Source organism: Pseudomonas entomophila, from assembly GCF_013523125.1.
Classification (GTDB): domain Bacteria; phylum Pseudomonadota; class Gammaproteobacteria; order Pseudomonadales; family Pseudomonadaceae; genus Aquipseudomonas; species Aquipseudomonas entomophila_B.
In genome coordinates, this window is record NZ_JAAMQJ010000001.1 from 283,401 (window position 1) to 299,313 (window position 15,913).

The window sequence follows — 15,913 nt, forward strand, 5'->3', positions numbered from 1 at the left end:
AAAGGAAACGAACCCGTCATGATTCTGCCTTGGCTGATCCTGATCCCCTTCATCGGCGGCTTCCTGTGCTGGCTGGGCGAGCGCTTCGGCGCCACCTTGCCGCGCTGGATCGCGCTGCTGACCATGTCTCTGCTGCTCGGTATCGGCCTGTGGCTGTGGGGCACCGGTGACTTCACGCTGGCCCCGGCTCCGGGCGTCGAGCCAACCTGGGCCCTCGAGTTCAAGGTCCGCTGGATCGAGCGCTTCGGCATCAGCATCCACTTGGCCCTCGATGGCCTGTCGTTGCTGATGATCCTGCTCACCGGCCTGCTCGGTGTGCTGTCGGTGCTGTGCTCGTGGAACGAGATCCAGCGTCACGTCGGCTTCTTCCACCTCAACCTGATGTGGATCCTGGGCGGCGTGGTCGGGGTGTTCCTGGCCCTGGACCTGTTCCTGTTCTTCTTCTTCTGGGAAATGATGCTGGTGCCGATGTACTTCCTCATCGCGCTCTGGGGTCACAGCTCGGCCGACGGCAAGAAGACGCGCATCTACGCAGCGACCAAGTTCTTCATCTTCACCCAGGCCAGCGGCCTGATCATGCTGGTGGCGATCCTGGCCCTGGTGCTGGTCAACTACGGCAACACCGGTGTCATCACCTTCAACTACAGCGACCTGCTCAAAGCGCAGCTGCCGGCCGGCACCGAGTACCTGCTGATGCTGGGCTTCTTCATCGCCTTCGCGGTGAAGCTGCCGGTGGTGCCGTTCCACTCCTGGTTGCCGGACGCTCACGCCCAGGCACCGACTGCCGGTTCCGTGGACCTGGCCGGTATCCTGCTGAAAACCGCCGCCTACGGCCTGCTGCGCTTTGCCCTGCCGCTGTTCCCGAACGCTTCGGCCGAGTTCGCGCCGATCGCCATGACCTTGGGTCTGATCGGGATCTTCTATGGCGCTTTCCTGGCCTTCGCCCAGACCGACATCAAGCGTCTGATCGCGTTTTCCAGTGTGTCGCACATGGGCTTCGTGCTGATCGGGATCTATTCCGGCAGTCAGCAGGCCTTGCAAGGCGCGGTGATCCAGATGCTTGCGCACGGTGTCTCCGCCGCCGCGCTGTTCATCCTCAGTGGCCAGTTGTATGAGCGCCTGCATACCCGTGACATGCGCGAGATGGGTGGCCTGTGGCACCGGATCGCCTACCTGCCAGCGATCAGCCTGTTCTTCGCCGCAGCATCGCTCGGCCTGCCGGGCACCGGTAACTTCGTCGGCGAGTTCCTGATCCTGATCGGCAGCTTCGCCCATGTGCCCTGGATCACGGTGATCGCCACCACCGGCCTGGTGTTCGGCTCGGTGTACTCGCTGATCATGATCCACCGCGCCTACTTCGGCCCGGCCAAAGCCGACACGGTACTGGCCGGGATGAACGGGCGCGAGTTGGCCATGATCCTGAGCCTGGCGGTGCTGCTGATCCTGCTCGGTGTCTACCCGCAGCCGTTCCTCGACACCTCCGCCGCCACCATGAGTGGCGTGCAGCAGTGGCTTGGCTCCGCTTTCACTCAACTCGCTTCGGCCCGGTAAGAGCGCTATGGAATTCACCACTCAACACTTCATCGCACTGGCGCCGATGCTGATCACCACCGTCACCACGGTGGTGGTGATGCTGGCGATCGCCTGGAAGCGCAACCACTCACAGACCTTCCTGCTGTCGACCATCGGTCTCAACGCCGCCCTGCTGTCGATCCTGCCGGTGCTGAAAATCGCGCCACTGGCGGTGACGCCACTGCTGACCATCGACAAGTTCGCCTGCCTGTACATGGCCCTGATGCTGGTCGCCACCCTGGCCTGTGTCACCCTCGCCCATGCCTACCTGGGCGAAGGTGCGCAGGGCTATCCGGGCAACCGTGAAGAGCTCTACCTGCTGCTGTTGATGTCGACCCTGGGCGGCATGGTGCTGGTCAGTGCCAACCACATGGCCGGGTTGTTCATCGGCCTGGAGCTGCTCTCGGTGCCGGTCTACGGGCTGGTGGCCTACGCCTTCTTCAACAAGCGCTCCCTGGAAGCAGGCATCAAGTACATGGTGCTGTCGGCCGCCGGCTCGGCGTTCCTGCTGTTCGGCATGGCGCTGTTGTACGCCGATGCGGGCAGCCTGAGCTTCGAGGGCGTGGGCAAGGTCTTGGCCAGCACGGGCATGCCGACGCTGCTCGCGCAGATGGGCCTGGGCATGATGCTGGTCGGCCTGGCGTTCAAGCTGTCGCTGGTCCCGTTTCACCTGTGGACGCCGGACGTCTACGAAGGGGCGCCGGCGCCTGTGGCAGCGTTCCTGGCCACGGCCAGCAAGGTGGCGGTCTTCGCCGTGGTGGTTCGCCTGTTCATGCTGTCGCCTGCCGCCAGCAGCGGCGTGCTCAGCACCGTACTGGCCGTGATCGCGGTGGCCTCGATCCTGGTGGGCAACCTGCTGGCGCTGACCCAGAGCAATCTCAAGCGCCTGCTCGGTTATTCGTCCATCGCTCACTTCGGTTACCTGCTGATCGCACTGGTCGCGAGCAAGGGCCTGGCCAACGAAGCGATCGGGGTCTACCTGGTGACCTACGTCATCACCAGCCTGGGTGCCTTCGGGGTGGTCACCCTGATGTCGTCTCCCTACAAGGGCCGTGACGCCGATGCGCTGTACGAGTACCGCGGCCTGTTCTGGCGCCGCCCGTACCTGACCGCCGTGCTGACCGTAATGATGCTGTCGCTGGCCGGTATCCCGCTCACCGCGGGCTTCATCGGCAAGTTCTACATCATCGCCACGGGTGTGCAGTCGCAACTGTGGTGGTTGACCGGCGCGTTGGTCGTGGGTAGCGCTATCGGCGTCTATTACTACCTGCGGGTGATGGTGACCCTGTACCTGAGCGAGCCCAATCTGCGTCGCAGCGATGCCCCTCTGCGCTGGGAGCAGCGTGCCGGTGGCGTGATGTTGCTGGGAATCGCCATTCTGGCCTTCGTGCTCGGTGTCTATCCGCAGCCGTTGCTGGAACTGGTTCAGCAGGCCGGCTTGCCGATGATCGGCTAACCTCCCTGATGTACGATGACACCCCGCCTCGGCGGGGTGTTTTGTTTTACGCCGACTCGACGAACAGGATTTACGTCGACAGACCTTTCGCGCAGGCTCGCTCAGGGGCGACGACGGCGCGCCGCAACTCACCGGTCGCCGAGGGGAGATGCACATCAGGGTTGGGCATACCGCTCGGCGACAGTTCATGCGTCATCTCGAACTCGGCACGTACCGACCAACCGCAGGCCTCCAACGTGCATTGCAAGTAGGCGACGCGCAGAAAGACATGCCGGCCTTCACTGGTACGGATGCGCATGCGACTCTGGCAGTGGGGACAGACCAACTTGTAAGTGCTCATGCGCGCCTCCCGGCCAGGACTTCTGCACCCCTGGCCTCGCTCCTCGACGCGCACTGGATGAAGAAAGAGCCTGAACAGTTGAATGGATGAATGATCAATAGCTTATATCGCTCTGTGCTGTAGGATTTAATCCCCAGTCTTACAGTTTTTTTCATAGTGTCGTTCCAATACCCCACGGGCTGAGTAGATTCTACCTTCATATTCGTTGTGAATAGTTTACGCACTGCAAATGTGTCAAAACCAGCCATGGATACTTGAAATGAGTAATCACACATTGTCCCTCATCTTGGAACGACTCAAGCAGATTACCGCTTGCCAAACTGATTCCGCCTTGTCCAGAGCACTTGGCATCAGTCCGCAGACACTGAGCAGTTGGAAAGTCAGAGAAAGCGTACCCTATGCATTATGCGTAGACCTCGCGACACGCCATGACATTTCGCTGGACTGGCTGCTTCTGGGCAAACAGACGCGCCCCATGATCGCTTCACCGACCGACGTCCTGTCAGGGGCAGACGATGACCTGGCGTTAGGCCTGCTCGAGCGCTTGCGCCTGCTCGAACCGGCGGACCTGCACGCCATCGCATCGAGCGTCGACGACAAACTGCGCTTGCGGCAACTCGAACGGCAGCTTGAAACCCTGCAGAGGTCGCACGAGGCCTGATTCATCCTTTGCGCCAACGCTGGACGATGTCGCGCAGGTCTGCCGCATCCAACCACAACATGATTTTGACGCTGATGGGAATCACCACCACGGCTGCGACGAACGCCGCCATGCCACTGGACAGCAAGGGTGCCAATGCCTCCACCAGTGGCGTGAACAGGTAACCCACGCCGGCTGACATCATCAGGGAGCCGATCTGTTGCCACACCTTGAGTCGCTTGCGCGAGCTGATCATCATCCAGGCTTTGACGCGGTGCCGTGAGCTGCTGACCAACCAGGCGCCCAGCACGGCCCCAAACAAGGCGTTGCCGTCGAATCCCGTTTGATCGACCAGTGCTTGAGCGGCCTCGAACGTGTGTGCAGTCTGTTGCGAATCGCTGTTCATGGCGTCTTCCCCCGTTCGTCAGTGAGCTGAGCTCCGTTCTCGTATCGCCAGGCTCGAGCGCAGCAGGTTGCGTGTCTCCAACTCCACGCACCGCAGGTAACAATGGGTCAACCGGCGACCTGCCGTGTGACGCTCGAGATCCTGCAATCGCTGGATACCATGGGCGCGTAGACGGTGGCGCCACTGCGCGAATGCGTCGGCGGCCTTCAAGACGGCTGCGTGCGCCGCCACTTCCAGGCGTGCTTCGCTGATGTCGATCGACAACGTCAGGTGCCGACGCAGAGCGCTCAGTGAAATGCGTGGCCAGAAAGGATCGTCACATCCGACCAGCCGCTCTTGGAGGGGCGTTGCAGCCCCGGTGTCATGAATGTGCATGATGCGTGGCCTGCGCCCCTTCAGTCTTTGAGCATGCCGTAGCGCAGGGCCTTGATCACCGCCGCGATGCGTGTGGTGACGGAAAACTTGCGCAGGATATTGCCGATGTGAAAATTGATCGTGCATTCCTGGCAGCCAAGAATCTGGCCGATTTCCCAAGAAGTCTTCCCGTAGGCGCACCAGAGCAGCACCTGCTCCTCGCGTGGTGTCAGCTTGATCGGATGCTCGTCCGTTTCGGTCTGGGCGGTCAGGGGGCGAACGTGAAGTGACATGGCAGAGTCCTCGTCAAGGCAAGTAGGGCCGGCTAGGCCTGGCTCGAATGGGCACGTACTCACCTTAAGCAATGCAATCCTTCCCTCTCTAGCGACGCAATTTGTAAAACACGCTGGCACAAGACTGGCGTGGGTCGACGTCGCTGACAAACACGAGCACGGGCGTGCTCTGAACCCGTCGGCCAGCGTCTGATGCCCATCGCCTTTCTTTACCCGTGGAGTCCGTCATGCGTTCGGTCCTGTTCTTCCCTCCTGCTCTCAGCGTGCTGGGCCTCATGGCCTCCAGTGGCCTGGCAGCGGCGCAGCCACCCTTGGAGCTGGGTCAAGTGCTGATCGAGGACCAGCGCCAGAGCGATGTGGAGGTAGCGCGTGATCGACTCCACGCAGTACCGGGTGCGACGCGGGTAGTCGACCTGCAGGAGGTATCCCGAGGTCGGGTGGCAAGCAATCAGGATGTATTGGCCTATCAGCCGGGTGTCTTCGCCCAGTCGGCCGGCAATGACGGCATCAAGCTGTCCATTCGCGGCTCCGGTATCAATCGGGCACCGGGGGCCCACGGGTCGGGGGTGTATACCCTGTTCGACGGCCTGCCGTTGAGCGGACCCGGGGGCACGCCGTATGAGCTGTTCGAGCCACTCTGGTTGAGCCGTGCGGACATCCTGCCAGGGGCCAACGGGTTCGAACTCGGTTCGCTGGCGCTTGGGGGCGCGATCAACTATGTCACCCATACCGGTTACGATGCGGCGCCCCTGCAGGCGCGCTACGAAGTGGGCAGTCGCGGCTATGCGCATCGCCAGATCAGCTCCGGGCAGGTCCTGGGCAACGTCGACTACTACGTGGCCTTGACCGATGCCGAATACGACGGCTATCAGCGACACACCAGCGGACGTTCCAAAGGTGTGGCTGCCAACGCGGGTTACCGCTTCAACGCCAACCTGGAGACCCGCTTCTACCTGCGCTATCGCGAAACCGACAATGATCTGGCCGGTCGCTTGACCAAAGATCAGATCAAGCACGATCCGCGCGCGGCCAACCCGATCTACCTGCGCCGCGACGCCAGCCGGCCACAGCCGGGCAGCACGTGGCTGGCGAACAAGACCACGCTGTATTTCGACGACGAGTCACGCCTGGAAACCGGGCTGGTGTACCACGATTACCCCATGGATCTGCGCGAAGGCGCCACCCGCCTCAAGGTCGCCTACACCGACGTGAGCGGCAGCCTGGCCTATCACCGACGCGACACGCTGTTCGACCGCGAGAGCAAGACCACCCTGGCCTGGCGCACCACCAAGCACCTGCCCAACAGCGGCGCTTCGGAATTCGTGCGTGTACCCGAAGCCGGCAATGGCTTCAGGGCCATCGGGACGCGCACCCGCGATTTCAGCTATCAGGGCTCGGACACGGTCCTGCGGTTGAGCAATGAGCTGGAACTGATGCCGGACCTGTGGCTGACCAGCGGGTTGGCGGCGATCTACACGCGCCGGGAAAGCGCGGTCAGCTACCCGCGTGACGGCGGCAAGGTCAGTCAGCATGATTGGGACTATGCACCGCGCCTGGGGCTGCGTTACGACCTCACGCCTGAGGTGCAGGTGTTCGGCAACCTCAGTCGCTCGGTCGAGCCGCCTCATCCGTGGTCGCTGATCTGGAGTTCGCCCGCCCTTGGTGGCCGCCAGATCCAACCGATTGCCATGCAGAACCAGACCGCCACCACGCTGGAACTGGGCGCGCGCGGCGACGCGGCACTGGGCCGCTGGGACCTGGTCTGGTACTACGCCCGTGTGCGCCATGAACTGCTCGCGGTGGAGATCCTGCCGGGGGTGACGCCGTCCGAATTCAATGCCAGCGGTACGGTGCACCAGGGCGTGGAAGCGAGCCTCGACAGCCGACTGTGGGAAGCCGCCGACCAGGGCCGCCTGAGCCTGCGTCAGGCCTACACCTTCAGCGACTTCCACTATCGCCACGACGATCGCTTTGGCGACAATCGTCTCCCAGGCCTGCCGATGCACCATTACCAGGCCGAGCTGCGCTACGACTGGCCGAGCGGACTGTACGCCGGCATCAACACGCAGCTGGTGTCCAAGGTGCAGGTGGACTATGCCAACAGCTATCAGGCCGATGCCTATGCACTGTTCGGCGCACGCCTGGGCTGGGACTCGCCCAAGCGGGACTGGCAGGGGTGGCTGGACCTGCGCAACCTGGGCGATCGCCGCTACGCGGCCACGGTCACGCCAGGTTATGACGATGCCGGTACCGATCTGGCCCGCTCCACGCCAGGCGAAGGCATGGGTGTCTATGCGGGCGTGGCCTACAGCTGGCGCTGAGGCTCAGGACGGCAGCTGTATCTGCGACTTGCTCGAGGCGAAGATCGCCCAGCTGGAGATGAACAGCGCGGCGATCAAGGGGCCGATGACGAAGCCATTGAGGCCGAAGACCGCCATGCCGCCCAGGGTGGAGATCAGGATGAGCCAGTCCGGCATCTTGGTGTCCTTGCCCACCAGCAGCGGTCGCAACAGGTTGTCCACCAGACCGATCACCAGCACCCCGAACGCGGTCAGCACGATGCCTTGCCAGATGGCGCCAGTCATCAGGAAGTACACGGCCACCGGGGCCCAGACGATACCCGCGCCGACCGCAGGCAGCAGCGACAGGAATGCCATCAGCACGGCCCACACCAGGGCGCTGGGGATATCCAGAATCCAGAAGATGAACCCGCCCAATGCACCTTGGGTGACCGCCACCACCAGGTTGCCTTTGACCGTGGCGCGCACGACGCGACTGAACTTGAGCTGCAGCCGGCGCTTCTGCTGCTCGGGCAACGGCACCGCCAGGCGGACCTTGCGGGCCAGTTCGGCGCCTTCACGCAAGAAGAAGAACAGCAGGTAGGTCATCACGCCGAAGCCGACCAGAAAGTCGAACGTGCCCTGGCCGAAGCTGAACACCTGACTCGCAAAGTATTGGCTACCCTGCATCGCGCCATGGGAGATCTTGTCGCGCAGCCCGTCGAGGTTGCCCATGCCCATGCGGTCCAGCGTGTTCTGCGCGAATGCCGGCAGCATGTCCTTGCCATGCTCCAGATAGCCGGCCAAATCCAACTGTCCGCCTTGGATCCGCTGATACAGGGTGGCGCCCTCCTGCACCAACAGGGCGCTGATGACGATCACAGGCAATACCGCGATCAGCAGGCAGACGCCCAGTGTGGCAGCTGCGGCCAGGTTGCGCCGACGTCCGAAACGCAACAGCAGTTTGCGTTGCATCGGTGCGAAGATGATGGCCAGCGTCACCGCCCAGAAGACCGCGCCGTAGTACGGCAGCAGAATCCAGACAAAGGCGATCGTGACCAGGGCCAACAAGACGGCCAGCGCCTTGTTTTGAAGTGCAGTTTCGTTCATGGAGGTTCCTCGTGAGCTCAGACATTAGTGCGCGCGCCTTCGGCAAAGTGCCATGCCTGAGTTGACGCACGTCAATATTCCCGAACCCGCCCATCGCTAGCATTGGCGCCTTTTGCGCGGTGCCCCATGACCTTGTTCGCCACACCTGAACTGCTGGCGCCTGCCGGCTCTCTGAAGACGCTGCGCTACGCGTTCGCCTACGGCGCCGATGCCGTGTACGCCGGCCAGCCTCGCTACAGCTTGCGTGTGCGCAACAACGCCTTCGACCCTGCCACCCTGGCGCAAGGGATCGCCGAGGCTCATGCCCTCGGCAAGCGTTTGTACGTGGTGGTCAACATCGCGCCGCACAACGCCAAGCTCAAGACCTTCCTGAAGGACATGGAGCCTGTGATCGCCATGGGCCCCGATGCGCTGATCCTGTCCGACCCCGGCCTGATCATGCTGGTGCGTCGACACTTTCCACAGATGCCGGTACACCTCTCCGTGCAGGCCAATACGGTGAACTGGGCCAGTGTCGAGTTCTGGGCCAGCCAGGGCGTGCAGCGGGTGATCCTGTCGCGTGAGCTGTCGCTCGAAGAAATCGGAGAGATCCGTCAGCAGGCGCCTGGCATGGAACTGGAAGTCTTCGTGCACGGTGCGCTGTGCATGGCCTACTCGGGACGCTGCCTGCTCTCGGGCTACCTCAACCGGCGCGACGCCAACCAGGGCGCCTGCACCAATGCCTGCCGCTGGAAGTACGATGCCGTCCCGGCCAGCGAGACGCTGGGCGGCGAGATGGTGCGCACGGTCGAGCCGACCCTGGGCCTCGGCGCGCCGACCGAGCAGGCCTACCTGCTCGAGGAAAGCGGTCGACCAGGGGAATGGATGCCAGCCTTCGAAGACGAACACGGCACCTACATCATGAATGCCAAGGACCTGCGCGCCATCCAGCATGTCGAGCGCCTGGCACACATGGGCGTGCATTCGCTGAAGATCGAGGGGCGGACCAAATCGCACTTCTACTGTGCCCGCACCGTACAGGCCTATCGCAAGGCCATCGACGATGCCGCTGCCGGGCTACCCTTCGACCGCAGCCTGATGGGCGATCTGGAATCCCTGGCCAACCGGGGCTACACCGAAGGGTTCCTGCGTCGTCACGTACACGATGAATACCAGAACTACCAGCGCGGTCAGTCGATCTCTCAGCGCCAGCAGTTCGTGGGCGAGCTGACCGGCGCACGAATCGGAGGCTGGGCCGAGGTCAAGGTGAAGAACCGGTTCGCCGTGGGCGATCATCTGGAACTGATGACGCCCCAGGGCAACTACCCCTTCGAACTGCAGCGCCTGCGTGACCTACGGCAGGCGCCTCTCGAGGTGGCAGCGGGCGATGGGCATGTGGTACTGATCCCTCTTCCCGAACAAGTGTCTTTGGAGTACGGATTGCTGCTACGCGATCTCGACCCCGAACCCGCGGCTGACTGACCGCACGTGTCATGAGGAGTAACACCTTCCGCGGCAGCACGTCATCCGCCGCCTGCTAGAGTCACTTCTTCCTACACGATCTGGTTTGAGGTACTCATGTTGCGCGCGACCGTTCTGACCCTGGCCTGCCTGGTCGGCAGCCACGCCTTCGCTGATCCGCCAGTGTCCTATGGTCAGCAACTCGAAGGTTTCGAGTACCCGTACCCTCTACGGCACTTCGACATCTCCTCGCAAGGTCAGCACCTGCAGATGGGCTACATGGACGTGCCCGCTGCCGGCACGGCGAACGGCCGTACCGTCGTGCTGCTGCACGGCAAGAACTTCTGCGCCGCGACCTGGGAAAGCACGATCGACGCGCTCGTTCAGGCCGGTTACCGCGTGATTGCACCGGACCAGATCGGTTTCTGCACCTCGAGCAAACCCCGTCACTATCAGTTCAGTTTCCAGCAACTGGCCCTCAACACCCACACACTGCTCGACACGTTGAACGTGAAGCAGGCCATCGTGCTGGGCCATTCCACCGGGGGCATGCTGGCGACGCGTTACGCGTTGATGTACCCCGACATGGTCGAGCGTCTGGCCATGGTCAACCCGATCGGGCTGGAAGACTGGAAAGCCTTGGGCGTGCCTTACCGAAGCGTGGACCAGTGGTATGCGCGCGAGCTCGAGGTCAGCGCCGAGGGAATCCGTGAGTATGAGCGCAAGACGTACTATGCCGGTCGCTGGAAACCCGAGTACGAGCGCTGGGTGCAGATGCTGGCCGGCCTCAACAGCGGCCCGGGACGCGAGGCGGTGGCCTGGAACTCGGCCCTGCTCTACGACATGATCTTCACGCAGCCGGTGGTCTATGAGTTCAAGCACCTGTCGATGCCCACCTTGCTGTTGATCGGCGACAAGGACACCACCGCCATCGGCAGCGACGTGGCCGAGCCGGCGTTGAAGGCGACCCTGGGCAACTATGCGGTGCTCGGCCCCCGCGTGGTCGGGCAGATCCCCAAGGGTGAGCTGGTCACGTTCGAGGGGATGGGGCACGCACCGCAGATCGAGGCTCCCGAACGCTTCCACAAGGCCCTGTTGGCCTGGCTCGACAGGCCGTTACCCTAGAGCAGGTGTCGTGCAGCCTTCACCGTAGTGCTGCCACTGCATCTCGCGCAGGCGGCTCAAGGTGCGACGGAAGGCGAAACTCAGGTAGCCATCGGGATACAGCGCCTCGAGCGGAACGTCGGCCTCGAGGTACAACACCACGCGGCGGTCGTAGCATTCATCCACCAACGCGATGAACCGCCTGACGCTGTCATCCTTGATCGACAGGGACGGCAACTGACGGTCGCCCGCCTCGACGCGACGGGCGGCGTCCTCGGTCCCTCGCGCAATCCTTGCGGGACGCTGCTGCCCGCCCAGTGCAGGCACGCCCCCGACCAGGATGGTGTTGAACTGGTTGCACAGGGCCATGAACTCCTGGGTGGCCATGGGTTGCTCGCACAGGTCTGCGAATCGACACCACACCACCTGCTCGTTGCGCCGGATCACCTCCAGGTGACGGGTGCCGAGCATCAAGGGCCGATCCGTTCCCAACTGCGCCGGATCGAGCGTGCGAAACACCTGGAGCAAGGCGCAGTCACCCGCGTCAGCACGCACCCAATAACGTTGACAGGACTGCCCCGGACGCAGGCGATGGTCCTGCTCACCATTGACCGCCAGTACCTGCATGTGCCGCTCGAGGGCAGCGATGGCTGGCAGGAAGCGCTCTCGGTTGAAGCCCTCTTCATACAGGCGCGAAGGAGGTTGATTGGACGTGGCGACCAAGGTCACGCCGTGTTCGAACAGGGCCTGGAACAGACGACCGAGGATGATCGCATCGGCGATGTCGCTGACGAACAGCTCGTCGAAGCACATGACCTTGATCGACTCGGCCAGCTCTCGAGCCAGGGCCGTCAGGGGGTCGACCGTACCATTGAGCTGGAACAGTCGTTGGTGGACCCAGGCCATGAAATGATGAAAGTGCTGGCGTCTGGCACGCAGCGGTACGGCAACCACACTGGCATGGAATGTATCCATGAGCCAGGTCTTGCCACGCCCCACTGGACCCCACAGGTAGACACCCTGTGCCGCCCGACCCGTCTTTAGCCTCTGATAGCACGCCTGCAAGGCTTCCACAGCACTGCGCTGCGCAGGGTCATCGGTGAAACCCTCGTCGTGGACGGCGTGGTCGTAACGGCTTCGTGGGTCCAAGGCCATGCGGATCGGCTCGCGTGAACAAACCCGCATGATACGCCATGCGCTCAGTGGGTACTGAGGCCTACCTTCAGCAGGGCACCGTCCTTGGCATCGGTCAGCAGGTAGAGGAAGCCATCAGGACCGACGCGTACGTCGCGAATGCGCGCGTCGAGCTCGCCCAGCAGGCGTTCTTCATGGACGATACGGTCGCCCTCGAGCTGCAGGCGGATCAGCTCTTTGGTGGCCAGCGCCCCGATGAACAGGTCATGGTCCCAGGCCTTGAACGTCGGATTGTCATAGAAAGCCATGCCGCTGATGCCTGGGGATTTTTCCCAGACATGGTGCGGATCTTCCATGCCCTCGACATGCTTGCCCTTGGCCTCGGGGATAGGCAGCATCGAATAATTGATGCCGTGGGTCGCGATCGGCCAGCCATAGTTCTTGCCGGCCTTGGGAATATTGATCTCATCACCCCCACGCGGGCCATGCTCGTGCGTCCAGATCTTGCCGGTCCAAGGGTTGAGCGCAGCGCCCTGCTGGTTACGGTGGCCGAACGACCAGATTTCCGGGCGGACCTTGTCTTGCCCTACGAAGGGGTTGTCCTTGGGAATCTCGCCATCCGGCAGGATGCGCACCAGCTTGCCTTGCAGCTTGTCCAGATCCTGCGCCGTGGCACGCTGGTTGTTTTCGCCGAGCGCAATGAACAGGTAGCCGTCGCGGTCGAAGACCAGCTTGCCACCAAAGTGGTTGCCCTCCGACAGTTTGGGCTGCTGGCGGAAGATCACGGTGAAGTCATCCAGGTGACGCAGGTCGCTGGACAGCTGGCCACGGCCGACGGCCGTACCTGCCTTGCCATCGTCGCCTTCTTCGGCATAGGACAGGTAAACGGTGCGATCAGACGTGAAATCCGGCGAGAGCACCACGTCGAGCAAACCGCCCTGTCCTTTGGCCCAGACGCTGGGCACGCCACTCAAAGGCGGCCCGACCTTGCCTTCAGGGCTGATCACACGCAAGTCGCCTGGTTTTTCGGTGACGAGGATGTGCTTGCCGTCCGGCAGGAAGGCCAAGGCCCAGGGATTGCGCAAGCCCTCCGCCACGGTGGCTACGGTCAGCTGGCCTTCTTCGCTGGGGTAGTACGTTTCGGGAAGCGCCTGGGCCAGGGTAGGCATCAGCGTGAATGCCGCCAGTGCCAGCGACCATGAATAACGGGACATGCAAGGACTCCTTCCAAGGGGGGTGTGCTGAAGACGGGGGCTTAGCGCACAGGCGCCGCGTCTCGTGGCAGTGGTGTAGGGGTCGAACGGGGGCGTTCGGTACGTGGTGCCGGACGCAGGTTGTCACCATTGCCGATGCCCCGGTTGTCCAGCGTGGGCGGGCGCGGCTGTGGCACGGTCGATGGACCGTGCACGGGTGGAGTGGCGGGCACGCTGCCTTGTCGGCTATTGGGGTTGATTCGCTGGATCGGACTGTTGTAAGGGTTGCGCTCGACGGCAGGCGTGCTGGGTGCGACCGGCGACGGGTGGACGGGCAGGACGATCAGCGTGCTGAGCAGCGCCATGACGCGGATAGGGTTCATGCTTCGACTCCTGAGCGAAGACTCTCGGGCATTGGAGGGTATGGGAAAGCGCAGGTTTCCTAGACGACCCCATGCACATGATTCCTGATATGTCCGATAAGCCATGCGCTTGAGCATGCACCGCCTATCCCGGCTTGGACCGTGCAATGCCTTCAGGTCTTTGTCACACTGCCTGCTTGCTCTTGAATCGAGGTGAGCCTTCATGAAGACACACGCCTGGCGCCGAAGAGTCCTGACCGTGCTGCTGGCGCTCAGCCTGGGTGGCTGTGCGCTGTTCACCAGGCAGGACCCCGTGCAAGTCACCGTTGTGGGTATCGAACCCTTGCCCGGTCAGGACCTGGAAATGCGGATGGCTCTCTTGCTGCGCGTGCAGAACCCGAATGAGCAAGCCTTGGACTTCGACGGAATGGCCTTGACCCTGAAGGTCAACGGACAACCGTTGGCCAGTGGCGTCAGCGATCAGTCGGGCCGCATTGGGCGTTATGCCGAGCGGGTCGTGAAGGTGCCGATGAGCATCAGCGCCTTCGGCATGCTGCGGCAGATCTATGGGCTGGACCGTCTGCAGGGGCTCGACGGCCTGCCCTATCGTGTCGATGGCAAACTGTCGGGACATGGCATGAGCACATGGCGCTTTTCCGACAGTGGCACGTTGAAGTGGCCCGACGCAACGCGCGCGCCTTGAAGGTCAGCGTTCGTCAGCGCTTGACGTTGGCCGCAGCCATCATCTTGTTGACTTCCCCACGCACCAGGTCGGCATATTCGGGTGGACTCATGGCGTCCAGCTCGGCGCGTACCCACTCGGCCCATTTGCCTTTGCGTCGTGATTTTTCACCGATCAGCCTGCCCGCATCGGCCTTGGCCTTGCCAAGGTTGTTTTGCCAGAACTCGAAGAGGCGAGCCTTGTGCGCTTCGATCTCTGCACGCTCGGTGAAGCTGAGATTGGCGAGGTTGAAACTCATCGTCGATCCTGCGAGTGAAAAAGAGGGGACATTTTACACCGTCTCGTTGATCGATCGGGCGGCGCTGCAACTTTCCGACTCAGGAAAAATCCATTAGAGATCCCATCACCCTAAAGGAGAGTCACATGCCTCGGAAATCTACCGTGCAAGCCGATGCCGAACAGATCAAGGACCAGGTGTTCAGCGAACTGCAATCGCTCATCACCGAATCGGAAAAACTGCTCGATGACAGTGCCTCGATGGTAGGCGACGACGCTGACTCATTGCGTACCCAGATCAGCGAAAAACTGCGTCAGGCCCGTGAAACGCTGGGTGAAATGGGCAACAAGGCCAAACCGGTGGTCGAAGCCACTCAGGCCTACATCGGGGGTCACCCGTGGCAAACCGTGGCGATCTCCGCAGGCTTGGGCATGGTCGTCGGTCTGCTGCTGGGTCGTCGCGACTGACAGGACATGTAGCATGCGGCATGCCCTGTGAGGCCATCAGGCGAATGCGGGAATGCCGCTGTGAAAGCGCAGCTCGGTGTCTGGAGTCATGATCAGCTCGGCTTCCGCTTCCCTGACACGCTTGACCACCTTGGCGATGTCATCGGCCTCGCCGTACTGGTGGGCCAGCTTCAAATACCCTTCGTAATGCCTCGCTTCGCTTTTGAGCAGACCGTGATAGAACGTGCCCAGTTCGTCGTCCAAGTGCGGTACCAAAGCGGCAAACCGCTCACAGCTGCGCGCTTCGATGAATGCACCCACCACCAGTGTATCGACCAGTTTGGCGGGTTCGTGGGCGCGAACATGTCGGCGCAGGCCTGAGGCATAGCGGCCTGCCGAGACGGGCCGCAAGACTATCTTGCGGCGCTTCATCAGGCGCAGCACCTGCTCATGGTGGACCAGCTCTTCGCGGGCCAGACGCGACATCATGTTGATCAGGTCGAGGTGCGCGTTGTACTTGGCGATCAGGCTGAGCGCCGTGCTTGCAGCCTTGAACTCGCAATTCTTGTGATCGATCAGCAAGGTTTCTTGATCGAGCAGAGCGGCTTCGATCCATGCCTCAGGGGTGCGGCAACCGAGAAACGCGTCGATGTCAGGGTTCAGGTGCATGGGCGCTCCGTTCGGGTTAAGCGTTCTAGAAAGACAAAACCCCTACCTGCATGCGCAGATAGGGGTTTTGCGAAATGAATCTTGGCGATGACCTACTCTCACATGGGGAAACCCCACACTACCATCGGCGATGCATCGTTTCACTGCTGAGTTCGG

18 protein-coding genes and 1 rRNA gene are annotated in these 15,913 nt (G+C 62.4%); 8 read left to right on the forward strand and 11 right to left on the reverse strand.

Annotation, left to right across the window (positions count from 1 at the left end):
* Window positions 1-18: 18 nt before the first annotated feature.
* Both nuoM and nuoN read left to right on the forward strand, forming a co-directional pair.
* Window positions 19-1,551, forward strand: a complete 1,533-nt coding sequence (gene nuoM / locus G7007_RS01210; RefSeq protein ID WP_060393337.1) for an NADH-quinone oxidoreductase subunit M — start codon at window positions 19-21, stop codon at window positions 1,549-1,551.
* 7 nt (window positions 1,552-1,558) lie between these two features.
* Window positions 1,559-3,028 (forward strand): NADH-quinone oxidoreductase subunit NuoN, encoded by a 1,470-nt coding sequence (nuoN, locus tag G7007_RS01215; RefSeq protein WP_181098652.1) that lies wholly within the window; start codon window positions 1,559-1,561, stop codon window positions 3,026-3,028.
* Between the two features lie 70 nt (window positions 3,029-3,098).
* On the opposite strand, the gene G7007_RS01220 is transcribed toward nuoN, so the two are convergent.
* Entirely contained in the window at window positions 3,099-3,368 is a 270-nt protein-coding gene (locus G7007_RS01220; protein WP_181098653.1) for an ogr/Delta-like zinc finger family protein, read from the reverse strand.
* Window positions 3,369-3,627: 259 nt separating this feature from the next.
* Here G7007_RS01220 and G7007_RS01225 point away from each other — a divergent pair, with 259 nt between their 5' ends.
* The gene (locus G7007_RS01225; RefSeq protein ID WP_181098654.1) at window positions 3,628-4,029 is read left to right on the forward strand and encodes a helix-turn-helix domain-containing protein; all 402 of its coding nucleotides are present in this window, start codon (window positions 3,628-3,630) and stop codon (window positions 4,027-4,029) included.
* A 1-nt stretch (window position 4,030) separates the two neighbouring features.
* Here G7007_RS01225 and G7007_RS01230 read toward each other — a convergent pair whose 3' ends face one another.
* The 3 genes from G7007_RS01230 to G7007_RS01240 are packed head-to-tail and all read right to left on the reverse strand — an operon-like array spanning window position 4,031 to window position 5,061.
* Complete coding sequence (locus G7007_RS01230; RefSeq protein ID WP_181098655.1) at window positions 4,031-4,414, reverse strand: hypothetical protein; 384 nt, start codon at window positions 4,412-4,414, stop codon at window positions 4,031-4,033.
* Window positions 4,415-4,432: 18 nt separating this feature from the next.
* Window positions 4,433-4,789 (reverse strand): head completion/stabilization protein, encoded by a 357-nt coding sequence (locus G7007_RS01235; protein ID WP_181098656.1) that lies wholly within the window; start codon window positions 4,787-4,789, stop codon window positions 4,433-4,435.
* 20 nt (window positions 4,790-4,809) lie between these two features.
* Window positions 4,810-5,061 carry a helix-turn-helix domain-containing protein gene (locus G7007_RS01240; protein WP_181098657.1) on the reverse strand — a complete coding sequence of 84 codons (252 nt, stop codon included), beginning with the start codon at window positions 5,059-5,061 and terminating at the stop codon, window positions 4,810-4,812.
* A 227-nt stretch (window positions 5,062-5,288) separates the two neighbouring features.
* On the opposite strand from G7007_RS01240, the gene G7007_RS01245 reads away from it, so the two are divergent.
* Complete coding sequence (locus G7007_RS01245; protein ID WP_181098658.1) at window positions 5,289-7,382, forward strand: TonB-dependent receptor family protein; 2,094 nt, start codon at window positions 5,289-5,291, stop codon at window positions 7,380-7,382.
* Window positions 7,383-7,385: 3 nt separating this feature from the next.
* Here G7007_RS01245 and G7007_RS01250 read toward each other — a convergent pair whose 3' ends face one another.
* On the reverse strand, window positions 7,386-8,450 hold the full coding sequence (locus G7007_RS01250) for an AI-2E family transporter (RefSeq protein ID WP_181098659.1): 1,065 nt from the start codon (window positions 8,448-8,450) through the stop codon (window positions 7,386-7,388).
* 126 nt (window positions 8,451-8,576) lie between these two features.
* Here G7007_RS01250 and trhP point away from each other — a divergent pair, with 126 nt between their 5' ends.
* On the forward strand, window positions 8,577-9,911 hold the full coding sequence (trhP, locus tag G7007_RS01255) for a prephenate-dependent tRNA uridine(34) hydroxylase TrhP (protein ID WP_181098660.1): 1,335 nt from the start codon (window positions 8,577-8,579) through the stop codon (window positions 9,909-9,911).
* Window positions 9,912-10,007: 96 nt separating this feature from the next.
* A complete protein-coding gene (locus G7007_RS01260) occupies window positions 10,008-11,015 on the forward strand; it encodes an alpha/beta fold hydrolase (RefSeq protein WP_181098661.1) in 1,008 nt (335 codons plus the stop codon).
* On the opposite strand, the gene zapE is transcribed toward G7007_RS01260, so the two are convergent.
* Genes zapE through G7007_RS01275 form a run of 3 tightly spaced genes read right to left on the reverse strand, consistent with a single transcriptional unit; the run spans window position 11,007 to window position 13,704 of the window.
* Window positions 11,007-12,149, reverse strand: a complete 1,143-nt coding sequence (zapE, locus tag G7007_RS01265; protein ID WP_181098662.1) for a cell division protein ZapE — start codon at window positions 12,147-12,149, stop codon at window positions 11,007-11,009. The genes G7007_RS01260 and zapE overlap by 9 nt on opposite strands.
* A 44-nt stretch (window positions 12,150-12,193) precedes the next feature.
* Window positions 12,194-13,342, reverse strand: a complete 1,149-nt coding sequence (locus tag G7007_RS01270) for a PQQ-dependent sugar dehydrogenase (protein ID WP_181098663.1) — start codon at window positions 13,340-13,342, stop codon at window positions 12,194-12,196.
* Between the two features lie 41 nt (window positions 13,343-13,383).
* On the reverse strand, window positions 13,384-13,704 hold the full coding sequence (locus G7007_RS01275; protein ID WP_258198420.1) for a hypothetical protein: 321 nt from the start codon (window positions 13,702-13,704) through the stop codon (window positions 13,384-13,386).
* A gap of 202 nt (window positions 13,705-13,906) precedes the next feature.
* Between G7007_RS01275 and G7007_RS01280 the strand changes: the two genes are divergently transcribed.
* A complete protein-coding gene (locus G7007_RS01280; RefSeq protein WP_181098664.1) occupies window positions 13,907-14,386 on the forward strand; it encodes an LEA type 2 family protein in 480 nt (159 codons plus the stop codon).
* A 13-nt stretch (window positions 14,387-14,399) separates the two neighbouring features.
* Here the strand turns inward: G7007_RS01280 and G7007_RS01285 are convergent, their stop codons facing one another.
* Window positions 14,400-14,663: a hypothetical protein gene (locus tag G7007_RS01285; protein ID WP_181098665.1), complete on the reverse strand. Its 264-nt coding sequence runs from the start codon at window positions 14,661-14,663 to the stop codon at window positions 14,400-14,402.
* Between the two features lie 125 nt (window positions 14,664-14,788).
* Between G7007_RS01285 and G7007_RS01290 the strand changes: the two genes are divergently transcribed.
* Window positions 14,789-15,109: a DUF883 family protein gene (locus tag G7007_RS01290; RefSeq protein ID WP_181098666.1), complete on the forward strand. Its 321-nt coding sequence runs from the start codon at window positions 14,789-14,791 to the stop codon at window positions 15,107-15,109.
* A gap of 36 nt (window positions 15,110-15,145) precedes the next feature.
* Here G7007_RS01290 and G7007_RS01295 read toward each other — a convergent pair whose 3' ends face one another.
* Together G7007_RS01295 and rrf are read right to left on the reverse strand one after the other, a co-directional pair.
* Window positions 15,146-15,757 (reverse strand): tRNA-(ms[2]io[6]A)-hydroxylase, encoded by a 612-nt coding sequence (locus G7007_RS01295; RefSeq protein WP_181098667.1) that lies wholly within the window; start codon window positions 15,755-15,757, stop codon window positions 15,146-15,148.
* A 79-nt stretch (window positions 15,758-15,836) separates the two neighbouring features.
* Window positions 15,837-15,913, reverse strand: a 5S ribosomal RNA gene (rrf, locus tag G7007_RS22645); the annotation flags it as partial.

Bases quoted from the DNA above. Each gene is read 5' to 3' on its own strand.
- nuoM (WP_060393337.1), top strand. From the start codon at position 19: ATGATTCTGCCTTGGCTGATCCTGATCCCCTTCATCGGCGGCTTCCTG.
- nuoN (WP_181098652.1), top strand. From the start codon at position 1,559: ATGGAATTCACCACTCAACACTTCATCGCACTGGCGCCGATGCTGATC.
- G7007_RS01220 (WP_181098653.1), bottom strand. From the start codon at position 3,368: ATGAGCACTTACAAGTTGGTCTGTCCCCACTGCCAGAGTCGCATGCGC.
- G7007_RS01225 (WP_181098654.1), top strand. From the start codon at position 3,628: ATGAGTAATCACACATTGTCCCTCATCTTGGAACGACTCAAGCAGATT.
- G7007_RS01230 (WP_181098655.1), bottom strand. From the start codon at position 4,414: ATGAACAGCGATTCGCAACAGACTGCACACACGTTCGAGGCCGCTCAA.
- G7007_RS01235 (WP_181098656.1), bottom strand. From the start codon at position 4,789: ATGCACATTCATGACACCGGGGCTGCAACGCCCCTCCAAGAGCGGCTG.
- G7007_RS01240 (WP_181098657.1), bottom strand. From the start codon at position 5,061: ATGTCACTTCACGTTCGCCCCCTGACCGCCCAGACCGAAACGGACGAG.
- G7007_RS01245 (WP_181098658.1), top strand. From the start codon at position 5,289: ATGCGTTCGGTCCTGTTCTTCCCTCCTGCTCTCAGCGTGCTGGGCCTC.
- G7007_RS01250 (WP_181098659.1), bottom strand. From the start codon at position 8,450: ATGAACGAAACTGCACTTCAAAACAAGGCGCTGGCCGTCTTGTTGGCC.
- trhP (WP_181098660.1), top strand. From the start codon at position 8,577: ATGACCTTGTTCGCCACACCTGAACTGCTGGCGCCTGCCGGCTCTCTG.
- G7007_RS01260 (WP_181098661.1), top strand. From the start codon at position 10,008: ATGTTGCGCGCGACCGTTCTGACCCTGGCCTGCCTGGTCGGCAGCCAC.
- zapE (WP_181098662.1), bottom strand. From the start codon at position 12,149: ATGGCCTTGGACCCACGAAGCCGTTACGACCACGCCGTCCACGACGAG.
- G7007_RS01270 (WP_181098663.1), bottom strand. From the start codon at position 13,342: ATGTCCCGTTATTCATGGTCGCTGGCACTGGCGGCATTCACGCTGATG.
- G7007_RS01275 (WP_258198420.1), bottom strand. From the start codon at position 13,704: ATGAACCCTATCCGCGTCATGGCGCTGCTCAGCACGCTGATCGTCCTG.
- G7007_RS01280 (WP_181098664.1), top strand. From the start codon at position 13,907: ATGAAGACACACGCCTGGCGCCGAAGAGTCCTGACCGTGCTGCTGGCG.
- G7007_RS01285 (WP_181098665.1), bottom strand. From the start codon at position 14,663: ATGAGTTTCAACCTCGCCAATCTCAGCTTCACCGAGCGTGCAGAGATC.
- G7007_RS01290 (WP_181098666.1), top strand. From the start codon at position 14,789: ATGCCTCGGAAATCTACCGTGCAAGCCGATGCCGAACAGATCAAGGAC.
- G7007_RS01295 (WP_181098667.1), bottom strand. From the start codon at position 15,757: ATGCACCTGAACCCTGACATCGACGCGTTTCTCGGTTGCCGCACCCCT.